This window comes from Methylocaldum gracile, from assembly GCF_053646815.1.
In genome coordinates this window covers 2,490,729-2,513,968 of sequence record NZ_CM132196.1, presented here as the reverse complement: position 1 = coordinate 2,513,968, position 23,240 = coordinate 2,490,729, and the positions used below count along the sequence as shown (strand labels likewise).

The window sequence follows — 23,240 nt, the reverse complement described above, 5'->3', positions numbered from 1 at the left end:
GCGTAGCCCGGATGAAGCCTTGCTGAATCCGGGATGATCGGTGCTCCGACCTTCCCGGATTTCACTGCGTTGCATCCGGGCTAGTTACTGAGTACTAGCGAGCACTCAACAGATCCTCGGCAGTTGTTCGCCGCTCGGAAGGTCGAGTACGCGGACGATGCCGTACGGGTTGCGCAGGCCGACTCGCCCTTCGCCCGCCGCGCCGACCCGCCCGATGAGAGACGCATCGCGCCCCAAAGGATGGGCGTGCAGCACATCCATCGCCCGGCCTACGGCGCTCGCCGGAACGAAAAGGACCATGCGGCCTTCGTTGGCCACGTAGAGCGGGTCGAAACCGAGGATTTCGCAGGCGCCCCGCACCGGCGTGGCGACCGGTATGGCGTCCTCGTTCAGCTCCATGTCGAACCCGGCATCCCTGGCTAGCTCCAGCACCGCCGCCGCCAACCCGCCGCGGGTCAGATCGCGCAGGCAATGCAGCTCGACGCCGGCCGCCAGCAATTGCATCACGAGGCCGGACAGGTCCGCGCAATCGCTTTCGACGGCGGTTTCGAAGCCCAGCCCTTCCCGCTCGGCGATGATCGCGACGCCATGGCGGCCGATGTCGCCGCTCAGCAGGATCGCATCGCCTTCCCGAATGCCGGCGGGGGCTATTTGCAGGTCATGTTCGATCAGGCCGATGCCGCTGGTCGCGATGTACAGCCCGTCCCCCTTGCCGTTTTCGACCACCTTGGTGTCGCCGGTGACGATCGCCGTTCCCGCCCCTTGCGCCGCGGCGTTCATGCTAGCCAAAACGCGCGCCAGATCATCGACCGGAAAACCTTCCTCGATCACCAGCGCGGCGCTCAGGAACAAGGGTTTCGCACCGCTCATCGCGAGATCGTTCAAGGTGCCGCACACCGCCAGCTTGCCGATGTCGCCGCCGGGGAAGAACAGCGGCTTGACCACGTAGCCGTCGGTGGTGAAGGCCAGCCGCTTGCCGCCCACGTCCAAGACCGCGCTGTCGTGGCGCTGGTCCAGGTGCGGGTTGGCGAAGGCTGGGCGCACCAGGCGCTCCAGCAATTGCTGCATCAGCCGCCCACCTCCGCCATGGGCCATGACGATCTGGGCGTACTGGCCTATGGGCGCCGGGCAAATCAATCGGGTGTCGTCGCTCATGGCTTCAGGCGGCATCGCGGCGGTAGCGGTAATAAGCGGCGCAGGCGCCTTCCGACGAAACCATGGTCGCACCCAGGGGGTGTTCCGGGGTGCAGGTCGTGCCGAAGGCTGGGCACTCGAAGGGTTTCAGCCGCCCGGTCAAGACCTCTCCGCTGCGGCAGGGACCGGCGCTGGCAGTCTTCGGAACGGACAGCTCGAAGCGGCGCACCGCATCGAAATCGGCAAACTCGGGACGCAGTCCCAGGCCGCTGTCTGCGATGGCGTCCAGGCCGCGCCAGCTCAGTGTGACGGGTTCGAAAACCTGCTCCATCAGCGCTTGTGCCGGCCGATTGCCCTCCCGAGTCACCGCGCGTCCGTAGCGGTTTTCCACCTCGGCGCGCCCCTCTTCCAATTGCTCCACGCAGCTCAGGACGCCGCGCAGGATGTCCAGGGGCTCGAACCCGGTCACCACGATGGGTGCGCGAAAACGGGCGGCTATCGGCTCGTATTCGGTATAGCCCATCACCGCGCAAACATGACCCGCCGCCAACAGACCGTCGACCCGGTTGTCCGGCGCCGATAGCAGGGTTTCCACCGCGGGCGGCACCCGGACATGGGCGACCAGCAGCGAGAAGTTCCGGACACCGAAGCGCTGCGCCTGCAGCACGGCCATCGCGGTCGTCGGCGCGGTGGTTTCGAAACCCACGGCGAAAAACACCACCTGGCGTTCCGGATTCTCCCGGGCCAGATTCAGCGCATCCAGAGGCGAATAAACCATGCGCACGTCGCCGCCGCGGGCCTTGACCGTCAACAGATCATGACGAGAGCCCGGCACCCGCAGCATGTCGCCGAAGGAACAGAAGATGACGTCGGGGCGGGCCGCCAGCTCCAGCGCTTGATCGATGATCGCCTCCGGGGTCACGCAAACCGGGCAGCCGGGGCCGTGGATCAGGCTCAGCGACGCCGGCAGCAAGCGGTCCAGGCCGTGCTTGACGATGGAATGGGTCTGCCCGCCGCAGACTTCCATCAGTGTCAAGGGCTGGGTCTGCCGGCGTGCGATGGCGTCGGCCAGGGCCTTGACCGACGCGGCGTCGCGGTATTCGTCAAGATATTTCATCGGTTATGCCCTCCAATGCGGCAATCTCCTTCAGCACCGCCTGCGCTTCGGCCTCGTCCAGGCGCGAAATCGCGAAACCGGCGTGAACGATGACATAGTCGCCAACTTCGGCTTCCGGTACATAGGCCAGGTTCACCACCTTGACCACGCCGCCGAAATCGACCCGACCGGATCGCAGCAAGGGATCGTCGGCCTGTTCGATGGAGAGGATCTGACCGGGTACGGCTAGACACATGTGAGAAGCTCCTCGGAAAATGTCGCGGCAGCGATCTGGCCCAGCGCCAGGCCGCCGTCATTGGGGGGTATCTGCTCCGGCCAGTATACCCGCAAGCCGGCATTGCGGAGCCGCTCTGCGCACAGCTCCAGCAGCAGGCGGTTCTGAAAACAGCCGCCGGCCAGGGCGACGGTGGAAATCGGTTCGGCAAGTACGACGTCGGTAATGGCGGCCGCAAGGCTGGCGTGAAACCGAAAGGCGAGAACGGCCGCCGGCACGCCGGCCGCGTGGTCGTCCAACAGCGCCCGGAACAAGGGACGCCAGTCCAGCCGTTTCGGCTCGCCGTCGATCACGGGCATCGGATAAGTCGTCCCGTCGCCCTCCCCGCTTTGCTCCGCAGAGGCCTCCAGCGCCATCGCCGCCTGCCCCTCGAAGCTGACGCCCTGACACAGTCCCAAAAGACTCGCGGCCGCGTCGAACAAGCGCCCCGCGCTGCTGCACCCGGGCGACCGCGTGCCGGTCTGCAGCAGCCGCAATAACGCAGTCAGATCAGCCGGTTTAAACCGCGGTTCCAGCGTGGCCGGCAAGTAGTCCGGCGTTTGCTCGCCGTGCAGGGCGTACAACACGCTTAGGGCCGATCGCCGCGGGTCCTTGATCGCGCGTTCGCCGCCGGGAAGGCACAGCGGCAGCAGGCCGGCGATGCGGCGATGACCGTCCGGGGCGATGCGCAGGAATTCCCCGCCCCACAGCGTGCCGTCTTCGCCCAGTCCCAATCCGTCCCAGGTCACGGCCAAAACCGGCGGCTTCAAACCGTGCTCGGCCATGCAGGCCAGCGCATGGGCAAGATGGTGAGGCACGCGCCGCAGCGGCAGCCCGGCGGTTTCGGCCCAGCGGCCGGCGGCGTAATCGGGGTGCAGATCGCACACGACCGACCGAGGCGGGTGGCCGAACAGGCACGGAAGCAACTCGGCGGTGGCGCGATGGCGATCCAGTGACTCCGCCGTATCGAGATCGCCGAGGTGCTGGCTCAAGATCACGCGCCTTCCGTCCGCATAGGCAACCGTGTTCTTGAGATGCCCTCCGGCGGCCAGGATCGGCGGCGTATCCGCATCCAGGGTCACCGGGCGCGGCACATAGCCGCGGGCGCGCCGCAACATCAGGACTTTGCCGTCGGCGATGCGAAGCACGGAATCGTCCAAAGGCTGCCGTATCGGCCTGTCGTGCACCAGGAAACCGTCGGCGATGCCGGCGAGGCGCTGCTGGGCCTCCTCGGGCGAAATGCAGATTGGTTCGTTACCCCGGTTGCCGCTGGTACAGACGAGCGGCGCGCCGAAATACCGCGCCAACAGATGGTGCAAGGGCGAGGCCGGCAGCATTAGCCCTAAGCGATTCTGGCCAGGTGCCACGTCGGAGGCAATTGCCGAAGACACGCCACGCCGTTTTAGCAGCACGATGGGCGCTGCGGGCGAAATCAGCAACCGCGCTTCGTGATCGGTCACATCGCAAAGCTCGCGTGCCGCCGCGAGGTCCGCCACCATCAGCGCCAACGGCTTGTGGGGCCGGTGTTTGCGCTCGCGCAGACGCTGCACCGCTTTTTCATCCGCCGCATCGACCAACAATTGAAATCCGCCCACGCCCTTAAGCGCCAGCACCTGTCCCTGCCGCAAGCAGTCGACGGCTTGCACCAACGCGTCGTCGCCATGCGCTAGCGTACGCCCAGCGGCGTCCCATAGAGCCAAAGTCGGGCCGCAGTTTGGACAGCAGGTGGTCTGGGCATGAAAACGCCGGTCCGAAGGATCGCGGTATTCCTCGATGCACTCGGCGCAGAGCGGAAAGCCCGCCATGGCGGTACGCTCCCGGTCGAACGGCAAGGCGTCCAGGATGCTGTAGCGGGGGCCGCAGTGGGTGCAGCTGACGAAGGGATAACGGAATCGGCGGTCGCCGGGATCGAACAGTTCCCGAAGACAGTCCGGGCATGGGGCCAGATCCGGCAGAGCGAACGGAGCGACTGCGCCATCCGCACGGCTCGCCGCGACCCGGAAATTTCGCTCGCCGACGGCGGGAACGCTTTCTACGCTGCAATCGACGATGTCGGCCTGCGGCGGGCATTCGCGCTTCAGACGGATTTCGAATGCCGCCAAAGCCGGCGCGTCGCCTTCCGCCTCGATGATGACCCCTTCCGGGCCGTTGGATACCCGGCCGGCCAAGTCCAGTTCCCGCGCCAGGCGGTACACGAAAGGCCGCATACCCACGCCCTGCACCAGACCGCTCAGCGTCAGCCGCCGGCGCTGCCGTCCGGCCTCGGCGGCAACGCTCAAATCCGCGCCCGAATCGCCGCGGCCTGACGCTCCAGTCCCGCCAGTCGTTCGGCCAACAGCGCCTTGCGGCGTCGTTCCAGCCATCCGTACCACTGGTCCATCCCTTCCCCCGTAGTGGCCGAAACACGGATCGTTTCCACGTCCGGATTGACCTGCTGCAAATAGCCGAGGCAGCGCTCGATGTCGAAACGCAGATAGGGCAACAGATCGATCTTGTTGATCAGGACCAGATCGGCGCGATGGAACATATCCGGGTATTTCAGCGGCTTGTCCTCGCCCTCGGTGACCGAGAGGATGACCACGCGGGCCGCCTCGCCCAGATCGAACATGGCCGGACAGACCAGGTTGCCGACATTCTCGATGAACAGGATGCCGTAATCGGCGGGCTTGAGATCTTGCACGCCATGGCCGACCATGTGAGCGTCCAGATGACAGCCCTTGCCGGTGTTGATCTGCAACACCGGAACGCCGGTGGCGCGTATGCGCTCCGCATCGTTCTCGGTCTGCTGGTCGCCTTCGATCACGCTGACGTCGAACCGCTCCTTAAGATCCGCGACGCTGCGCTCGAGCAGCGTGGTCTTGCCGGACCCGGGGCTCGAAAGCAGGTTCACGGTGAGAATGCCGTGGCCTTCGAAAAATTGCCGGTTGCCTCGGGCATGGGCGTCGTTGCGGCCGAGAATGTCCTGTTCGATGCGAACGATGCGCTCCTGGCTCAGACCGTCGATACTCAGTCCGGCAGCGCCTTGGCCGTGGTGATGATGGTGATGACCATGGTCATGGCCGTGATCGTGGGTATGCTCATGCTCCGAATCGTGGGCGTGAGCGTGATGGTGCTGATCGGCTTCGCCGCAGCCGCAAACGGTACACATGCTTATTCCACCTCCAAATCGAGAATTCTGAATTCCTCGCCCCCGGTCACTTTCAGGCGATGCCCGCCGCATGCGGGACACGGGTCGTAATATTGCGCGATTTCCACCGTACGATCGCAAGCAAAACACCAGGCCAGGCCCGGCGTATCGATGAATTCCAGTTCCGCTCCTTCGGCGATCGTATCCAGGCTCACCGCTTCGAAGCCGAAGCCCAAGGCTGCACGATCGACCCCCGCGAGAGGACCGACCAACAATCTGACCTTGCGCACCCGCGCAAAGTGCTGCTTGCCCGCTTCGGTCTCCAGGATATCGACGATGCCTTGGCAGAGGGAGAGTTCATGCATAGCGAATAGAAAACAATAACCTGATGAAGCAAAAAACGAAGCCCTGAAAAACCTCGACCCATGGGGAAAGAATTCTACTCGCACACGGCCGCTTTGACAGCGGCCATCGCTTGAGACAGAGGTTGCTCGTCTTTTTTTCCGGAGTTCGCCCGTCTTATCGAGCAGGGGACATATGTCCAGATTGACGCCGCCCTTCCCTAGGCGGTGCGTTGACGACGGATTAATTCCAAATCGCTTTCAATAAGGCATTAATTTTTGTAGGGTGGGTTAGGCCGCGAGGCCGTAACCCACCGAGCGACCTCGAATCGGTGGGTTACGCTGCGCTAACCCACCCTACGATTAATGTTCACTCGAATGCCGAATGGAATAACGCATCAATCAGCTGCGGGCCAAATCCGAATCCTTCCCCCGGCTCAGACCGACCCAACCCAGCTGGGCGCTGCCCATCAATATCGCGGCGGGGATTGGCACCGGGAAGGCGCACGGGAAGCGTAACCGACACGGCGTCAAGTCATTTGCGGGAGCCCTGCCGGAGTGCTGAGCGAAGCGGCGTACGTAGGCGTGGCGGACGCATGAAGGTCGCGACTAAAGTGACGTTTGCGATTGGATCGAACGCGGGCCGCCGAACACTTACACGTCGCCACAATCGCCTCCTTTCATTAACCCGGAGTCGCATAAGGTTTCCTTAAAAGCGGCGAGGCACTCGGGTGAGCAGCACGGCGCGGTGTTGGCCGTTGATCTCGGCCTGGGCCGCGATTTGGCCGGCATCGTTGATCGCGATTGCAGAGGTAAGCGTCCAAACAGCGGCGTCCGCCGGATCGAGCAGCGCGTTGAGATCGGTCATGACGCCGTCTATCGTAACGAAAGCATGCCACTTGCCGCTGGCAGTCCTGGAGTCTCCCACCACCTGTCCGGCGTCGTTGATGTCCAGGGCACGGCTGTCGTCCCCGCCGAGCGTGCCGAGATCGGTCATCACCCCGTTCACCGTGACGAAAGCATGGTAGTCGCCGCTGCGCGTAGTATAGGACTCTCCCACCACTTGTCCGGCATTGTTGATACCCAAGGCCCAACTGTCGGACCCGCCGAGCGTGCCGAGATCGGTCATCACGCCATCCACCGTGACGAAAGCATGTTCGAACACGCTGCCGGCAGTATAGGAGGCTCCCACCACCTGTCCGGCCTCGTTGATGGCGGCGGCGCCGCCGGTGCGCCCGCCGAGCGTACCGAGATCGGTCATCACGCCGTTCTCCGCGACGAAAGGACGTATCCCGCCGCTGGCAGTACTGGACCATCCCACCACTTGTCCGGCATCGTTGATGGCGTTGGCGCGGCTGTCGCGCCCGCCGAGCGTACCGAGATCGGTCATCACGCCATCTACCATTACGAAAGCATGGTCCTCGCCGCTGGCAGTACTGGACCTTCCCACCACCTGTCCGGCATCGTTGATGCCAAAGGCATAGCTATTATCCCCGCCGAGCGTGCCGAGATCGGTCATCACGCCATCTACCATTACGAAAGCGCGGGCGCTGCCGCTGGGCGTATAGGAGTAGCCCACGACTTGTCCGACATTGTTGATGCCGGTGACAACGTCAAGGGTGCCGAGATCGGTAATCGAGTAGCGAACTGCCGCGTGAGCGTTTGAAGCGAGCCCCATCGCGGCTAGAACGGTCAACGCCTGGAGGGACGGCTTTCCGGACCAGGACCGGCCATTTCCGATCGCGTGTTTTTGTGCTTCCATGATTGCAAATACTCCTTATTGCTGAGATGCCGCGAGAGCGGCGGAAGGACGCCGAAGAATTGCGGGTCATGTTGCTTAGCGGCGTGGACGAGAGCGCCCCGCTGTAATCCCGAAACCGTCGCCGAGGTTACGCAACGCCCGCGACAGCACCCTGACATGGCTGGCCGAAACTGTAATGGCAAGATCCGTACCGTTCAACCCAAAAACCGCAATTGAATCTCCGAAATGCCCGCAATGCCACATCAGTCGCTCCATTCCCTCTCGAGTCCTTCAGCCGACATGGGACGAACGGCCGTTGATCCGAGTTGTTCGGGGCGAGCAGGCCGGACGCTGGTCTCGACCGGCTGAAGGACCGAGCCCGAACAACGTCGAAAGGCGCGATCGACACGCTCAGGTTCAAGGTTTCCTTCGTGCGGATACGGTCATCCCTCCGCGGGCGGCGCGGGGTGCTCGGCCCGTTCCAGAATCAATCGATAATCGACGCAAGGATCGACGACATGCAGAAAAGCATCGATCCGAGCCCCGGCCGAATCCGCATCGCCGACCGTCGTGCCCAGTAGCGCCCGATACACCAGGCCGCGCGGATGAAAATTCCACTCGGTGGGCGCCAGGATGCGATAGCCGCGGACGAGACCGCCGGCTACCTCGACGCGGTGCATCAGCCGGCCGCGTGCCGCTTCCGTCTGCGCCACGCCCGTGCCGTGGCTACGTAGCGGCGACGGGTCGGAGCCGATCGGACCGAGATGTTCGATATCCCGGATCAGCGTCCTCGCCAGGCATTTCAGTTCGACGATCCTCGCGAGCATGCGGGTGAACAAGCCGTTCCCGTAAACCGAGGAGGCTTCCCGTACCAGCCGATCGGAACTTTGGCGGACCAGGCAGCCGGTCTCGCGCGGCTCGCCGGTCCATTCGGGGGAGTCGGAATTCACGCGCGCCACTCCCGGCCCCAACGCTGCTTCCAGCATCGCGTCGGTGAACATCGGAAGCCCTTTCACGGAACAGCGGCCGAAATCGGGCCAGCCGGGCTGTAATGCGGGTCGCATCCACGCCACTGCCGCGCATGTATCGTGCTCCAGCCAATGCCGGACCGCTTTCAGGTCTGGCTGCGGCGTATGCCACAGACCGCCCAGCAAATGACTCACTAGAGCCTCGAGCTCGGTCGCCCCGACACGTAATTCAGCGGCATTCGGTTCGAAAGGCGCTGCCGGCCAGTGCACGACATCGCCTCCGAGTGCCGCGATCAAACGCCGACACAGGGTGATCAAACGGGGCGGCCAAGGGGAAATTCGTCCGTCGGACGCCAACAGCAGATTCAGACTCAGTTCGCGAACCCGCTCCACCGTGGTCTGCAAGTCCCTAAGCCGCTCCAGATTCGGCGATACGGAAATATCCAGCGCATCTTCCAGCGCCCTAGCCGCGGCCTTGGCGTGCGCCTTCGGGCAGAGGGAAAACAGCCGCCCGAAGAGCGTGGGCACCGCTTCCGGCGGTTTGCCCAGCGCCAGGCGCTCGACCGGAAGGAGCGGCCTCGGCGTGATGCTCACGGACACGATCGTTTCGGAGGAAATGCCGCAGCGAATCAGCAGTTCCGCGGTGCCGATGTTAGTGCTCAACGGCCACCCTAGAGCAACGGTGAATCACGACCGCGCGACGGTTCGGCTATCAATAAAAACGACCGTATCAGCGCTGATCTCCCGAACAGTCGTAGGTCGGGAATCCTTTCCGGACGCAGCAGGTCGGCAAGCGGGTATTCGTCGGCAAAGGATTGCCGACCTACGAGAATCCCGGCGCCGCACGGTAAAATCCGCTAACCCTCCGAGCACGGCAGAAAGCCCGATTTCGCCCCGTCGCAACGGGGACAGCACCAGTTTTCCGGCAGGTCGGAAAAGGCGGTGCCGGGCGGAATCTGCGCCTGCACATCGCCCTCCTCCGGATCGTAGACGTGCCAGCAGACGCGGCATTCGAAGCGCGTTGCATCGGCCACGATCAGCTTTCCTTCAGCATCGCGAGCAGTTCCTCGATCCGCTGCAGCGAATCCTCGAAATCCTCCTGGGTAGCCTGCGCCGCTTGCGGAATCGGGGTGATTTCCACGGTATTCAGGATCATTTGGTCGCTGGCATTGAAATACTGGACCCACCACACATTGGGCAAGCCCGTCAGACGGATGCGGCAGTCGCCGTAACCCTTGGACAATATGGACACGCCGGCCAGTCCCAGCACTTCGACCAGATAAGCCAGGTCGTTTTCGGTCATCGGCAGCAGCGACAGATTTATGACCTCGCTTTGTCCTTCCTGGAAGGCGACCGATTTGGCGAACAGCTCCGTCAATAGCGAAGGCGCGTTCATGAGGCCGTCCGGGAAAGACCGCGGCCGTTCGACGCCGGCCGTGTACGTTCCGGCATGCCGCAACACCGACGGAACCGAGCCGACTTCGAGATAGTCCCGAACGGTTCCTCCGGCGCGGAATTCGCGCAGCCGCCAAACCCCGATGAACACCGACTCGCGTATCGCCCAGCGCACATCGTCAGCATCGATCAAGGCGCTGACCTCCCCGTCGCCCAACACCTGGTCGAGAAAACGGCGGGTTTCTTCGTCGTACGAATCGAGATGGATGCGGTCCGAATCGATACCGTTCAACTCGGCGGACAAGCACTCGGCCAATCGGCGCACGACGGCGATGCCGGCCTGGCAGGCGGGAATCTCCCCCGGCAGCGGCATCGAAAAGCTGTGCATGCCTTGCGGCATCGCGAGATAGCCGCATTCGGGATCGTCAAAAGGCGTGACCGGCGCGGCGTTCTCGGTGGCCACCGGGCTGTGCTGTTCGAGCATGGTCATTAACCCTCCCCGTCCAGCCATTGCTGGATCTGACTGTGATAATCGGTCCAGGCTTGTATGCGTGCCATGATCTTGGATGTCTGGCCGTCGTTCAAGAATACCAGCGCGGGATAGACCGCAACGCCGTAGTCCCGGGCCACGGATACGACGGCCTCTGGTTTCAAGACCGCCGCTCGCAGCGACGGATACGCGCGCAGCAGTTCCGGAAGAACAACGGCGAGATCGGCGTTCTCCGGATGGGCTTTGGGGTCGTTGAAAAAACCGACCAGGCATTGCGGATGCGCCGCGGCGAACTCGGCCAGGCCCTCTCTATCCACCAAGTTAATGGCCGGGCTGCCCGAAAGCCGATCGAACATTTCCGCCAGGGTCATGTCGGCTCCCGCAAGAAGTCGGGTAGCTGAGGCTCCCGATCCACCAGGTCGGCGAAGGCCGCGGCCGGGTCATAATGGCCGGCCATGGCGTCGCGGAGTCCCGCCAACGCGGCCTGAATTTGCGCGGCGCGCTCGGGCTCGAGAACCTCTCGGGCCGCGCCAAGAAACGTCAATACCCAGGTACCCTCCGGCTGCGATCCAACCAGACGCATGTCGACCATTCCCTCACCGTCGGCGCCCTTGCACCACGCCTGAAACGGTTCCGCTCGAACGACTTGCATCGGAACGCCTATGCACATCTCAGTCGCTCCGCAGTGCCAGAAAGCGTTCATCTCCGACTCGACAGGCCTCCCCTGCCGATGGACGCCGAGCCTCGTAGGCCGCCATGCCTAAGGGATCGGAATCCGGCCCCGCCTGCGTCCGCTTCTCGACAACGATGTCGAGTTCGGCCAGATACTGGAGGATGCGGGCCATCGCCGGTTCCAGTATGGCCTTGACCGGCTCGCTGAGACTGCCGCCGTAATCCTCCAACACGCAAGGCTGAACGCCGACGAGGTACAAATGCCGCGGCGTATGGCCGAGCAGTTCGCCCAAGGCCAGCACCTCCTGAAAGGAGACCTGATGCAGGCTCATCTTCTTTGCTCCCAAATAAGCCGGCACCTCTGCATCGCGCAATTCCACCAGCGTCCCCGGATCGCATTTGAAATCCACGGCATCGGCGATGATCAGCGTATCGGCTTCCTGCACGTAGGGCAGCAAGGCCAATCCCTGGGTGCCGCCGTCCATCAGCCGCACCGATTCGGGAAAGTCGTAGTTTCGTTGCAGCGCCTGCACGACACGCACCCCGAATCCCTCGTCGGCCCACAGTACATTGCCGATGCCGAGAATCAGAATCCGGTTCATGGCCTATCATCCCGGAAATTGCGCCAGCCGTCGATCATCGTGCCGGTCATGGATTGCCGCGACAGCCGTTGTTCGCGGATGACGACATAGACGTGGATCAAGGCGAACACGACCAGATACCACATGCCCACATGATGCCAGGTATGAACGTCCTGGCTCTGGCCGAACAGCGGAATCACCCAGCCGAACCAGCGGCTGGCCCAGCTCCCCTGCCCCAAGCCTTCGCCGTACAGCGCGAAACCGGTCACAATCATGAACAACGCGCCCAGCACGTAGAACACGAACATGGCCATGTTGGCGAGAGGATTGTGGCCCGCGTGCTTGCGCGGTTCCGGCACCAGAAACAGATACCATTTGATTTCGTGCCAGAGGCCGTCCCACCATTCGGCGCGGTGTATCGCCGGCACGAACAGCTCGCGCGCATACTGGTTGCCGACCAGCGCCCAGTAGACGCGGCCGATGAAACCGACCGCCAGTACGTAACCGGCCGCGAAATGCACGAAGCGCACATAGCCCATCAGATAGTGCTCGCTGGCTTCGCCATCCGGAGCGACCAAGGGCGAAGCGATCAAGTAACCGGTAACGGCGAGCACCACCAGGGCCAGCGCGTTTACCCAGTGCCACAGGCGCACCGGCCGTTCGTAGACATAAACCGGGTTCTGCACCGAATCGATAGCGGACATGGTAGCCCCCTCACCAGGCCTGAACGAGCAGAGCGACTCCGAACACGCTGGCGGCCCCGCCGGCGACGCGATACATGCCCGGCACCCGGAGCAGGCAACGGCCCAGCACGATGCCGAGGAGATGCAGCAAGCCCGTGGCGATCACGAATCCGGCCGCATAGGCGGCGAACGCGGCGCCTTGAGCCATTTCGAGGCCGTGGGCATAGCCATGGGCCACGGCGAAAAGGCCGACGATCATGCCAGCGAGCACGCCCGAAAGCCGAACCTTACCCAAAAGCAACAGCCCCAGCGCCAGGACCGATGCGGCAATGGCAGGCTCCGCCCCGGTGATCACCACCCCGAATGCTCCCAGCGCACCGCCCAGAACCATGGCCGCCATGAACGCCGCGGGCAATCGCCACAATCGCCCCGGCTCGGTGGTCACCAGCGCTGCCCACACGCCCACGCACACCATCGCCGCAAGATGATCGGCGCCGAGCAAGGGATGAACGAAACCGCTCGCGAATCCTTCCACCGGGTGAAAACCGGTATGGGCGACGGCCTGACCGGCGCAGATGGACAATATCAGCAACAGAAAGCTTTGTTTATGTTTATGACGCATAGGATACCTCGTACGCTAGCGAACACGGATTCGCGTCAATTCCTGCCCGTCCCGGTCCATCACATGGGTCGAACAGGCCAGACAAGGGTCGAAACTGTGCAGGGTACGCAGGATTTCCAGGGGTTCTTCCGCCTTTTCGACCTGTGTGTTCATCAACGCGGCTTCGAATGCGCCGACATTGCCGGCCGGATCGCGCGGGGAACCGTTCCAGGTGGTCGGCACGATGCACTGATAATTTTCGATCTTCCCGTCCTTGACTTTCACCCAATGTCCCAAGGCCCCGCGCGGCGCTTCGGTGGTGCCGACGCCCCGTGCCTCGGCGGGCCAGGTTTTCGGCTCCCATTTGGCAACGTTGGCGGTGCTCAGGTCACCGGCCTTGATGTTCCTCATCAACTTGTCCTGGAAATGCCGCATCAGCCTTGCGCAATACTGAGCTTCCAGTCCTCGCGCGGCGGTACGGCCCAGGGTCGAGAACAACGCGTCCAGCGGCAGACCGAGGTCGCGCAGCAACTTGTCGACCGGTTCCTTGATTTCCGGCATTCCCTTTGCGTAGCCGACGATATAGCGGGCCAACGGGCCGACCTCCATGGCGTGGCCGCGCCAGCGAGGCGCCTTGATCCACGAGTATTTGGCACTCTCGTCCAGGTTTTCGATGTTGGTGCGGGTGCCCTTGGTGTTGCGACCGAGCACGAAGTTCGGTTCAGTCACGCCGTCGAAGGGATGCAGACCGATTTCGTCGTCCGGATAGCGATACCAGGAATGCGTCACGAACTCCTGGATCTGGGCCGGATCTCTCAGATCGACCTCGTGAATCTCCTTCAGATTGCCGTTGATGATGGCTCCGCGCGGCAAGCGCAGATTGTCGGCGGATGGGTCGTTGGCCTTTTCCGGGATATCGCCGTAGGCTAGCACATTGGTCGACGACAGGCCGCCGCCGTAGAGCCAATCCTTGTAGAAGGACGCGATGGCCTGCAAATCGGGTAGGTAAACCTGCTCGATGAACTCGATGGTCTGGTCGATGATGGACGAGACCAGGTTCAAACGTTCCATGTTGATCCCGCCGACCGCCCCGATGTCGTCCACGTTGATCGCGCACGGTACGCCGCCCACCAGCCAGTTCGGATGCGGGTTCTTGCCGCCGTAAACGGTGTGAATCTTGACGATTTCCTTCTGGAAATCGAGCGCTTCGAGGTAATGCGCAACGGCCATCAAATTGGCTTCCGGCGGCAGTTTGTAGGCCGGATTGCCCCAATAGCCGTTCGCGAACGGTCCGAGCTGGCCGCTCTCGACGAACTTCTTCAGCCGCGTGGCGATATCGTGGAAATACCCCGGCGAGGACTTCGCCCACGGCGAAATGCTCTGCGCGAGTTCCGAAGTTGCCTTCGGGTCGGCTTTCAGCGCGCTGACCACGTCCACCCAGTCCAGCGCGTGCAAATGGTAGAAATGCACCAGATGGTCGTGAACCTGCAGGGTTAGCTGCATGATGTTGCGGATCGAGTTGGCGTTCTCCGGAATGCTGATTCCAAGGGCATCCTCGACCGCGCGCACCGACGTCAGTGCATGGGTGCCGGTGCAGACGCCGCAGATCCGCTCGGTGAAGGCCCAGGCGTCGCGCGGGTCCCTGCCCTTCAGGATTACTTCCAGGCCGCGCCACATGGTGCCGCTGGACACCGCGTTGCGGATCACGTTGTTTTCGTCCAGGTTGACCTCGCAGCGCATATGGCCTTCGATACGGGTGACCGGATCGACGACGATGCGCTTGCCGCTGTCGTCCAGCTTGAAGCCGTTCGGCGTTTGAGTGACCGTCATACGTGTTCTCGCTCGTTCTTATCGTTTTCGGATTCTTTGCCTTTCACGTGCTTGCCGACGGAGACGGCGGCGTGGCCCGCGATCGCCGTACCGACCGCACCGGCCGCGATCAACCCCACGGTGTCGGCATTCGACTCGATGCCGAAGGCGTTCAAACCGGTCACGCGGTGGTAGAAAGGCCCTTTGTCCCAGAACCCGTCCTCGGAACAGCCGATGCAGCCGTGGCCCGACTGGATCGGGAACGACACGCCGCCGTTCCAGCGCACCGTGGAGCAGGCGTTATACGTGGTCGGTCCCTTGCAGCCCATTTTGTAGAGACAGTAACCCTTGCGCGCGGCCTCGTCATCCCAGGTCTCGACGAACTGTCCGGCGTCGAAGTGCGGGCGCCGATAGCATTTGTCGTGGATGCGCTGACCGTAGAACATCTTGGGACGTCCCTGGGCGTCCAGGTCCGGGAGTTTGTCGAAGGTCAGCATGTAGGTGACGACGGCGGTCATGACCTCGGCGATGGGCGGACAGCCCGGCACCTTGATCACCGGTTTGTCGGTGATCACCTTGTGCACCGGAGTGGCCTGTGTGGGATTCGGCTTGGCGGCCTGGACGCAGCCCCAGGAGGCGCAGGAGCCCCAGGCGATCACCGCGAGGCAATCCTTGGCGGCGTAACGCAACTGCTCGACGAAAGGCTTGCCGCCGATGATGCAGAACATGCCGTCCTCGTTCAGCGGCGGATTCCCCTCCACCGCGAGGATGTAGCGGCCCTTGTACTTGCGGATGGTCTCTTCGAGTATCGCCTCGGCCTGATGGCCGGCGGATACCATCAGCGTGTCGTCGTAGTCCAGCGAGAGCATCGACAGCACCACGTCCTTGGCCAGCGGATGCGCCGAGCGGATGAAGGATTCGGAACAGCAGGTGCATTCCAGGCCGTGTAGCCACAGGACCGGCGTGCGCGGCTTGTTTTCCATCGCGTGGACGATCTGGCCGACGAACTGCGGCCCCAGGGCCAGAGCCGACGCGGTCAGCCCGCAGTATTTCAGAAAACTGCGGCGACTGATGCCCTGCCGGCGCATGACATCGTAAAAGCTTTCGGAATTCACCATCCACTCCCCCTGATATTTTTGTTCGTGTGGATCGACGGATTGCGGAAATGAGCGGCCTGATCAGACGCTCGAGCGCCTGCGGGCATGGCTCAAGCATCGTTGACGCATGGTTCGGCGCGATTCGTTTCCCAAGAGTGTGCGCCGTCACTCGCCGGCGGTCCTTGCCCAGGCATTTTAATTCCATGTCCTTTGTAAGGTTTTTACTTGAAGATAACCGAGCTTGTCAATCGGTTATTCACGTTAAACTATTCGTCGATCGTCAATAACCCTTTACAACCGGGGACACCCGTTTGATCAAGCTACTGCACACCGCCGACTGGCAGATCGGCAAGCTGTTCGGACAGTTCGAGCCCGACGATGCCGCTCTTCTCGCGGAAGCTCGATTCGCGGCCGTCGAGCGGCTCGCGAAGCTTGCAAGCGAAAACCGAGTCGACCTCATGCTGGTCGCGGGGGATGTTTTCGATGCGCAGGGCGTCGCAGACAAGACCATCCACCGGCTCTTCCATTCGATGGCGGGTTTCGAAGGGCCGTCGATCTTGCTCCCGGGGAACCACGATGCGGCGCTCGCCGAATCCGTCTGGACCCGCGCGCTCCGCCTCAAGGCCATTCCCGCAAATGTGACCGTCTGCCTGCAGCCGGAGCCCGTTCTGCTCGAATCGATCGGCGTCGCCGTGCTGCCGGCACCGCTGACCCAGCGCCATACCCATACTGACCTGACCGAATGGTTCGCCGGGGCCGAGACGCCTGCCGGAATGCTGCGGATCGGACTGGCCCACGGCAGCGTTCAGGGCATCCTGCCGGAAGACATCGATTCGCCCAACCCGATCGCCCCCGAACGTGCCGGGCAAGCGCGCCTCGACTACCTCGCGCTGGGCGACTGGCACGGCACGAAACAGGTCGATCCGCGTACCTGGTACAGCGGTACGCCGGAAACCGATCGATTCCGGTCCAACGAATCCGGCCGGGCGCTGCTCGTGGAGCTGTCGGAGCGAGGCGCTTTGCCGGCGGTAACGCCGGTCGCGACGGGACAATACCGCTGGCATTCGGAAGCGCTCGCGCTTCGGGTGCCGAGCGATGTCGAGCTAGCCTTGCAGAAAATTTCCGCTTTCGGACCGGCTGACGTCGTGCAGCTCGAAATGTCCGGGCAAACCGATCTCGACGGATACCGGCGTCTTTGCGCGGCTATCGAGCAGGCCCGCGGCAAAGCCCGGAGCCTCTTGGCCGATTTGTCCGCTTTACGTCTCGAACCGACCGCGGAGGACATCGACGCCTTGAAAGCGGACGGCTATCTGGGCGAAGTCATCGCCGAGCTTCGCGCAAGCCAGGACGGAGCGGACGCGGAAGTCGCACGGGAAGCGCTGGCCCTGCTGGCGGGCATCCTCGATGCTCAGCACGCGAAAGCCGGAGGTTCCTTGTGAGACTTTCCCGCATTCGGATCGAACAGTTCAAGAAGTTCCGGCAACCGATCGAGATCAAGGACCTCGAACCGGGGCTAAATTTGTTCACCGGACCGAACGAAGCCGGCAAGAGCACGATCGTCTCGGCCATCCGCGCTGCGTTCTTTGAACGGCATCGTTCCGGCAGCGTCGACGATCTGCGCCCCTGGGGCGATCCGTCGGCTTCCCCGACCGTCGAATTGGAGTTCGCGATCGGCGAAAAACATTACAAGCTTACCAAGAGCTTTTTGGGCAAGAAGCGCTGCGAGCTGCAGATCGGCACGCAGCGGCTGGACAGTGCCGAGGCCGAAGACCATCTCGCGGAACTCCTGGGTTTTCGCTACGCCGGCCGGGGCGCCAGCGGTTCCGAGCACTGGGGCATTCCGGGGTTGTTGTGGATCCAGCAGGGAGCCGGGCACGACATTCGGGACTCGGTGACGCATGCGATAGACCACCTTCGTACTGCTCTGAACGCATCGCTGGGAGAGATAGCCAGCAGCGGCGGCGATTCGGTTCTGGCGACGGTCGAAGCCGCCCGCAACGAGTTGCTGACTCCTTCGGCCGGCAGGCCGCGGGGAGCGTATGCCGAGGCGCTCGATCAGGAGGCTGCACTGGCGAACGCCATCCGGGAACTCGACTCGGAAATCGCCGCTTATCGCCAGAAAGTCGATACGCTCGCTGCCCTGCGCCGCGAACACGCCGCCGACGAAGCCGAAAGGCCCTGGATCGGCTTTCGCGAACAGGAACGAGCCGCGGCCGAAAAGCTGGAGGCTATCGGGCGCGTCGAAGAAACCTTAGCCACCGAGAAATTGCGCGCGACCCAGGTCGACGAGCGGATCAGGCTGCTGCACGGTCAACTGGAAACCTTCGGGCGGCAGGAGAAGGAGCTCGAAACACGCGAGGCAGAACGCGAATCCATCCGGCAAAGGCTGGAAGGAGCAACCGCGCTCGTCGAGGAATGGCAGTCGAAGCGTGCCGAAGCGGAACAGCGCCACGAGGCGGCTCGCGAGACGCTGCGCCTTGCCCGTCAGGCGGATACCCGGCTCAGCCTGACACGGGAGCTTGACGCCGGCCGGCTGAAGCTGAAAAACGCCGCCGAGGCACTCGCAAGAGCCGAGACGGAGCAGGCCGCCTTGGTCGAATTGAAACGGCAAGCCGCCGTCACCGAGATCAAGCTTAAAGATCTCGAGTTGCTGCGGGATCAACACCGGCAGATTCGCGAAACGCAAATCCGGCTCGACACGGCTGCGACACGGCTGCGCTTCGCGATCGAAGACGGCCGTAGCATCGGAATCGGCGCCGAATCGGTCACCGGCAAGGGCGAAAGACTGCTGCTCGAAACGACCGCCCTCACGCTGCCGGGGCTGGGCCACCTCGAAATCGCGCCCGGCGGCTCCGACCTGTCCCAGCTTCGCGCCGAAGCGAAAGAACTCGCCGATAGACACGAAACCCTGCTGCAGCGGCTCGGCTTGCCCTCGCTGGAAGCCGCCGAAGCGCGTTATCACACCCACACTCGACAGCTTGCCGACATCAAAACGGCCGACGCCACACTGAAAGCACTCGCCCCACAGGGTATCGAGCCGCTTCGGGCCGAATTGGCCGTCCAGCAAGCGCGCGTCCAAGAAATCGAAAAAGCCATGAGCCAGCTTTCGCCCGAAACCCCGCAGGCGGCCAAACTCCCCTCCGTCGCCGAGGCGGAAACCGCCGAGGAATCCGGCCGGCAATCGCTCGCGCGGATCAACGACAGCCTGCACGAAGCGCGGCTCGCCGCCGGCAAAGAGCAGACGGCGTTCGAAACCGCGACGCGCGAACTCGCAGCCGCGCGCGCCGTAGTAGACGATCCGCAGCGGCCCGACCGCGTGGCGGCGGCAAACCGGGACCTGGTCGACGCCCGTGCCGAGCAATCCACTCTGGTCGCCCGTATCGAGGTATTGACTCGGCAATTGGCCGAAGTACGCCCCGATATTCTGAAACAGGATATCGAGCGTTTCCGCCTCAGCGCCGAGCAGCTCGAAAAGCGCTTCAACGAGCGCCGCGACCAGTTGATGAGCCTACAAGTCGAGCTTCAGACGACCGGCGCCCAAGGGCTGGAAGAGCGCCGCGCGGAACTCGCCCGCGACCACGCGCAGATCCAGCGCAGGGTCGAAGAACTGCACCGCCGCGCCGACGCGCTGGACCACCTGCTGAAACTGCTGCGCGACAAGCGCCACGCCTTGACCCAGAGGCTTCAGGCCCCACTGCAAAAACACCTCAACCGCTATCTCCAGCTCCTGTTCCCAGCCGCCTGCCTCGACATCGACGAAAACCTCTCGCCCGGCTCGCTGACGCGCGTCGGATCGAACGGATCGGAACTTGGCGACTTCGAGGACTTGAGCTTCGGCGCGCGCGAACAGATGGGCATCATCAGCCGGCTCGCCTATGCAGGGCTATTGCGCGACGCCGGCCGCCCCACCCTCATCATCCTCGACGACGCTCTCGTCCACAGTGACGAGGAGCGACTCGCGCAGATGAAACGCGTGCTGTTCGATGCCGCGACGCGGCACCAGATTCTGCTGTTTACCTGCCATCCGACGAAGTGGCGAGATCTGGGAGTCGGGGCGAGATCGTTGGAGGTGATTCGATCCGGAACCTAAATGCCGATCCGTTTTGGAGTCTTAGCCAAGAGGGAGGATTTGCGCACTCGCGTAATCGGCATTTCCGTGGCATACACGGCGGGTTACGGCTGCCGCCTAACCCGCCCTACCGTGCTCGCAAAGTATGTAGATTTCGAAGGCTTACCTAGAATTTGTCGATAGAAGTTTCAATATCGATAAACCCAACCCTGAGAATAAGAATGAAAAACGAGCCAACCCGCCACAGCGGCGATTTTAGGGGGAAGTTTCGTTCTGGTCATTCGAGGATGAGCCGAATGAAGCTGTCAGCTAAATTTCTGATTTTTCCACTCTCTTTCGCTTCTGCCGTCGCGCTGGCATCGGGGGACGGCTGCGAGTCGTGGTGCGGCGAGTATCCCAATGCCTATTTTCTTGCGCCCGACAACGACAGCCGAGCCAACCTCGGCTTATTGCTCGAAGATCAGGGCGCCGTTCGTTACCGGCCGAAGGCCATGCCGTTTCATTACGGCGAGTTCATGGAGCCGGCGAATCCCGCCGAGGCGGAATCCAGAAACGGGGTCTCGTCCTTGGCGGCCGACCTCGGTGTCGGCGGCGATAGCGTTGCGAGTGCTTTGCAGCGCATGGAAGCGAGCGGTTATGGGCGCTGCCTGACCGACAATGTTCAAGCCGTCGAGGCGTTTCTCAAGGAGCTCAAGAACGCTACCCTGCCCGGCCAGGACGGGATGCTGCTGGCTCAGGAGCGCTTACGCTTCGCAGGCTTGTGCGAGAAAGCGATAGAGAGTTATCAGCCGCTTCCGGTATCGGGGTCGGCCAAACCTTATGCCCGTTACCTCGAAGCCGCGGCGAACTTCTACGCTGGCCGATACGAGCCGTCGCTGGCCCAGTTCAAAGCCCTCTCGGCCGATGCGCCGGATTGGGTGCGGGAAACGTCGTTTTACATGTTGGGGCGGGTGGCCTTGAATCAGGCGCAAATCCGATTCGATCTGTGGAGCGAGCCGAGTGCCGAGAATATCGACAAAGCGTTTCTGGACCGGGCGGCATCCGCGTTCGGCGATTACCTGAAGGCGTATCCAGAAGGGCGATATGCCGACTCCGCCAAGGGCTTGTTTCGGAAAATTCATTGGCTGGCGGCGGACAACGCGGCGCTGGCCGCGGATTATCAAGCCTGGCTGGCGACGATGGGTAACGGCACGACGAGCGAAACCGTCCTGGATTTCATCGACGAAACCGAACGCAAGGCCGATCCGGCGGGGAACATCGTTGATGCCCTCTGGCCTTCGCCGGTTCTTGCAAGTCTCGGCACGCTTGCCTCCTGGCGGCCGCAGAACGAAGGCGAGCCGTCGGTGCCTCCGGTGGATGTCGAAATGCTCGCGGCGCATCGGGGCGACTTCGCCAACGCCGGGCTCGAACCGCTCTGGTCCTATCTCTCCTTGGCGCATGCATTTTGGATGGAAAAGAATTATTCGGAGCTGATCCGGCAGACCGCATCCGAGCGCATCGCGGCAAAGCCTTCGAACCTGGCCTACAGCCGCTGGGTATTGCGGGGACTTTCCCTAATGGCGCTGCGGCAATTTCCGGAAGCCGAAAGCCATTGGCTGGAAACGCTGAAAACCGTTGAACATCCGGGGCAAAAAATACAGGCGCAATGGCTGTTGGCCTTGACCTGGAACGAAACCGGCCGATTGGACAGTGTTTATGCCAAGGATTCCCCTGTCGCCCTCCCCGAAGTTCAGGATTACTTTATTCACAAGGCCAAACCGCCCTTATTGGAAAGCCTCCTCAAGCGGGATGATCTGCCGCCCCGTACAAAATCGCTCGCCTATTTCAGGCTTGTCAGCCAATGGGTGCGGCACCGCGACTTCGCCGCAGCCGAGCTGATATTGGCCGCTTATCCGCCCACCGAATTCGCATTGGCCGGAGACACGTTGGCGCCGCTGTCATCCGAGGGAGAGAAGGAAGGCTATACCTGTCCCGCGTTCAGGGAACTGCTCGCCGCCCTGCAAAAGACGCCGGATTCGGGACGCTGGCTTAACTGCATGGGGGATTTTCTCCGCACTTGGAATTGGAATGCCCCTGCTCCGGTCATCGCCGACGCAGATCCCGTCGATTTCGATCTCCATCGCTGGCATGAACCGGGCGACTACGGACTGCCGGCCACGCCGGCCGAGGATGCCTTCGGCGGGAAGACCTACACCAGCATGGATTATTACCGCGAAACCATCGAACGGCGTGGCCTGGCGCGAACGGATGACGACCTGGCCTATGCCCTGCATCGGGCCACTACCTGCTTCGCTTCGTCGGGCAATAATCATTGCGGCGATCAGGACATTCCCAAAGCGCAACGGGCGGCATGGTTCAAGCGGCTGAAAACCCAATACAAGAATTCGCCTTGGGCCACGGGGCAGAAATATTATTGGTGAGGCGGCGGCTTCGCGCCTGGGCGGCAATCGTTCTGGCCGGCTGTGCGTCGTGGTTCGGCAGCGCGCGCGCCGCTGTTGACTACTGGGCCTGGCATCCGAACGTGCATCTTGCGCGGATACTGGACGACGCCGGCAGACTCTATCTGTTCGAGGGCGAGCTTCTGGTGCGCGGCGGCGATACGCTTTTCCAGCGCCGCGGCTTCCCTCCCCCAACCGCATCGCCTCACCCCGTCGTTCTGGTGTACCGCCTCGAAGCCATGGAATGGCCGGAGCCGCTGCAACGGCAGGTGGAACGCGATCTCGCCGCGTTCGAGGCAAAACGTAACCAGGTCTGGGGAATCCAGATCGATTTCGATGCCCGTACCCGAAATCTCGACCGTTACGGGGAACTGCTCGGGCAGGTCAGAGCCCGTCTGCCGGCCCGTTATCGCCTGAGCGTAACGGGCCTGATGGATTGGGCAAGCCAGGGGAAGCTTGAGGATCTGAATGCCCTGCAAGGCGTGGTGGATGAGATCGTGTTCCAGGCTTATCAAGGAAAAGGGCCGATAAAAGACCACCGACGCTATTTCGAGCGCCTATTCGCCCGAGGGCTGTCTGTGCCCTTCAAACTCGGCCTCGTCGAGCACGGCCAGTACGATCCGGACGCTTTGGCCGCAGTCAGGAAACATCCGGCGTATCGAGGAACGGTGATTTTCCTGCTGCCCGATGCAAAGCGGTAGCGTGAGATAGGTAGGCGTCAGAA

General features: G+C 62.8%; 21 protein-coding genes. 4 read left to right on the top strand and 17 right to left on the bottom strand.

All coding sequences use genetic code 11. The annotated features are described in order from the left end of the window. Positions 1 to 105 precede the first annotated feature (105 nt). The 17 genes from hypE to ACWJJK_RS11000 form a co-directional block, all read right to left on the bottom strand. A complete protein-coding gene (gene hypE / locus ACWJJK_RS11080; RefSeq protein WP_245245583.1) occupies positions 106 to 1,155 on the bottom strand; it encodes a hydrogenase expression/formation protein HypE in 1,050 nt (349 codons plus the stop codon). A gap of 4 nt (positions 1,156 to 1,159) precedes the next feature. Continuing rightward, positions 1,160 to 2,251, bottom strand: a complete 1,092-nt coding sequence (gene hypD, locus ACWJJK_RS11075; RefSeq protein ID WP_454129008.1) for a hydrogenase formation protein HypD — start codon at positions 2,249 to 2,251, stop codon at positions 1,160 to 1,162. Then, a complete protein-coding gene (locus ACWJJK_RS11070; protein ID WP_077732254.1) occupies positions 2,238 to 2,486 on the bottom strand; it encodes a HypC/HybG/HupF family hydrogenase formation chaperone in 249 nt (82 codons plus the stop codon). The genes hypD and ACWJJK_RS11070 overlap by 14 nt, the downstream gene beginning before the upstream one ends. Next, on the bottom strand, positions 2,477 to 4,783 hold the full coding sequence (gene hypF, locus ACWJJK_RS11065; protein ID WP_454129007.1) for a carbamoyltransferase HypF: 2,307 nt from the start codon (positions 4,781 to 4,783) through the stop codon (positions 2,477 to 2,479). Before hypF ends, ACWJJK_RS11070 begins: the two co-directional genes overlap by 10 nt. Next, on the bottom strand, positions 4,780 to 5,652 hold the full coding sequence (gene hypB / locus ACWJJK_RS11060; RefSeq protein ID WP_156880871.1) for a hydrogenase nickel incorporation protein HypB: 873 nt from the start codon (positions 5,650 to 5,652) through the stop codon (positions 4,780 to 4,782). The genes hypF and hypB overlap by 4 nt, the downstream gene beginning before the upstream one ends. Before the next feature lie 2 nt (positions 5,653 to 5,654). Beyond that, positions 5,655 to 5,996, bottom strand: coding sequence for a hydrogenase maturation nickel metallochaperone HypA (gene hypA, locus ACWJJK_RS11055; protein ID WP_086133398.1), 342 nt, complete (start codon positions 5,994 to 5,996; stop codon positions 5,655 to 5,657). A gap of 685 nt (positions 5,997 to 6,681) precedes the next feature. After that, positions 6,682 to 7,734: an HAF repeat-containing protein gene (locus tag ACWJJK_RS11050; RefSeq protein WP_156880872.1), complete on the bottom strand. Its 1,053-nt coding sequence runs from the start codon at positions 7,732 to 7,734 to the stop codon at positions 6,682 to 6,684. 422 nt (positions 7,735 to 8,156) lie between these two features. After that, the gene (locus ACWJJK_RS11045; RefSeq protein WP_156880873.1) at positions 8,157 to 9,344 is read right to left on the bottom strand and encodes a nickel-dependent hydrogenase large subunit; all 1,188 of its coding nucleotides are present in this window, start codon (positions 9,342 to 9,344) and stop codon (positions 8,157 to 8,159) included. A gap of 194 nt (positions 9,345 to 9,538) precedes the next feature. Next, positions 9,539 to 9,715 (bottom strand): rubredoxin, encoded by a 177-nt coding sequence (locus ACWJJK_RS11040; RefSeq protein WP_454129006.1) that lies wholly within the window; start codon positions 9,713 to 9,715, stop codon positions 9,539 to 9,541. 2 nt (positions 9,716 to 9,717) lie between these two features. Further along, positions 9,718 to 10,566, bottom strand: a complete 849-nt coding sequence (locus ACWJJK_RS11035; protein ID WP_454129005.1) for a hydrogenase expression/formation protein — start codon at positions 10,564 to 10,566, stop codon at positions 9,718 to 9,720. Next, on the bottom strand, positions 10,566 to 10,937 hold the full coding sequence (locus tag ACWJJK_RS11030; RefSeq protein WP_454129004.1) for a hypothetical protein: 372 nt from the start codon (positions 10,935 to 10,937) through the stop codon (positions 10,566 to 10,568). The genes ACWJJK_RS11035 and ACWJJK_RS11030 overlap by 1 nt, the downstream gene beginning before the upstream one ends. Next, positions 10,934 to 11,236 (bottom strand): HypC/HybG/HupF family hydrogenase formation chaperone, encoded by a 303-nt coding sequence (locus ACWJJK_RS11025; protein ID WP_077732678.1) that lies wholly within the window; start codon positions 11,234 to 11,236, stop codon positions 10,934 to 10,936. Before ACWJJK_RS11025 ends, ACWJJK_RS11030 begins: the two co-directional genes overlap by 4 nt. Position 11,237: 1 nt before the next feature. Beyond that, a complete protein-coding gene (locus ACWJJK_RS11020) occupies positions 11,238 to 11,840 on the bottom strand; it encodes a HyaD/HybD family hydrogenase maturation endopeptidase (RefSeq protein ID WP_454129003.1) in 603 nt (200 codons plus the stop codon). Further along, positions 11,837 to 12,523 (bottom strand): Ni/Fe-hydrogenase, b-type cytochrome subunit, encoded by a 687-nt coding sequence (cybH, locus tag ACWJJK_RS11015; RefSeq protein WP_077732680.1) that lies wholly within the window; start codon positions 12,521 to 12,523, stop codon positions 11,837 to 11,839. Before cybH ends, ACWJJK_RS11020 begins: the two co-directional genes overlap by 4 nt. A 10-nt stretch (positions 12,524 to 12,533) precedes the next feature. Then, positions 12,534 to 13,124 (bottom strand): HupE/UreJ family protein, encoded by a 591-nt coding sequence (locus tag ACWJJK_RS11010; RefSeq protein ID WP_454129002.1) that lies wholly within the window; start codon positions 13,122 to 13,124, stop codon positions 12,534 to 12,536. 15 nt (positions 13,125 to 13,139) lie between these two features. Next, positions 13,140 to 14,933: a nickel-dependent hydrogenase large subunit gene (locus ACWJJK_RS11005; protein ID WP_077732682.1), complete on the bottom strand. Its 1,794-nt coding sequence runs from the start codon at positions 14,931 to 14,933 to the stop codon at positions 13,140 to 13,142. Beyond that, a complete protein-coding gene (locus tag ACWJJK_RS11000) occupies positions 14,930 to 16,030 on the bottom strand; it encodes a hydrogenase small subunit (protein ID WP_086133952.1) in 1,101 nt (366 codons plus the stop codon). Before ACWJJK_RS11000 ends, ACWJJK_RS11005 begins: the two co-directional genes overlap by 4 nt. A gap of 290 nt (positions 16,031 to 16,320) precedes the next feature. Here ACWJJK_RS11000 and ACWJJK_RS10995 point away from each other — a divergent pair, with 290 nt between their 5' ends. From ACWJJK_RS10995 to ACWJJK_RS10980, 4 genes are all read left to right on the top strand, one after another. After that, the gene (locus ACWJJK_RS10995; RefSeq protein WP_454129001.1) at positions 16,321 to 17,448 is read left to right on the top strand and encodes a metallophosphoesterase family protein; all 1,128 of its coding nucleotides are present in this window, start codon (positions 16,321 to 16,323) and stop codon (positions 17,446 to 17,448) included. Continuing rightward, the gene (locus ACWJJK_RS10990) at positions 17,445 to 20,099 is read left to right on the top strand and encodes an AAA family ATPase (protein WP_454129000.1); all 2,655 of its coding nucleotides are present in this window, start codon (positions 17,445 to 17,447) and stop codon (positions 20,097 to 20,099) included. The genes ACWJJK_RS10995 and ACWJJK_RS10990 overlap by 4 nt, the downstream gene beginning before the upstream one ends. Positions 20,100 to 20,374: 275 nt before the next feature. Beyond that, entirely contained in the window at positions 20,375 to 22,498 is a 2,124-nt protein-coding gene (locus tag ACWJJK_RS10985) for a hypothetical protein (RefSeq protein WP_156880878.1), read from the top strand. After that, positions 22,495 to 23,217: a DUF3142 domain-containing protein gene (locus tag ACWJJK_RS10980; protein WP_168175551.1), complete on the top strand. Its 723-nt coding sequence runs from the start codon at positions 22,495 to 22,497 to the stop codon at positions 23,215 to 23,217. The genes ACWJJK_RS10985 and ACWJJK_RS10980 overlap by 4 nt, the downstream gene beginning before the upstream one ends. Positions 23,218 to 23,240: the final 23 nt, after the last annotated feature.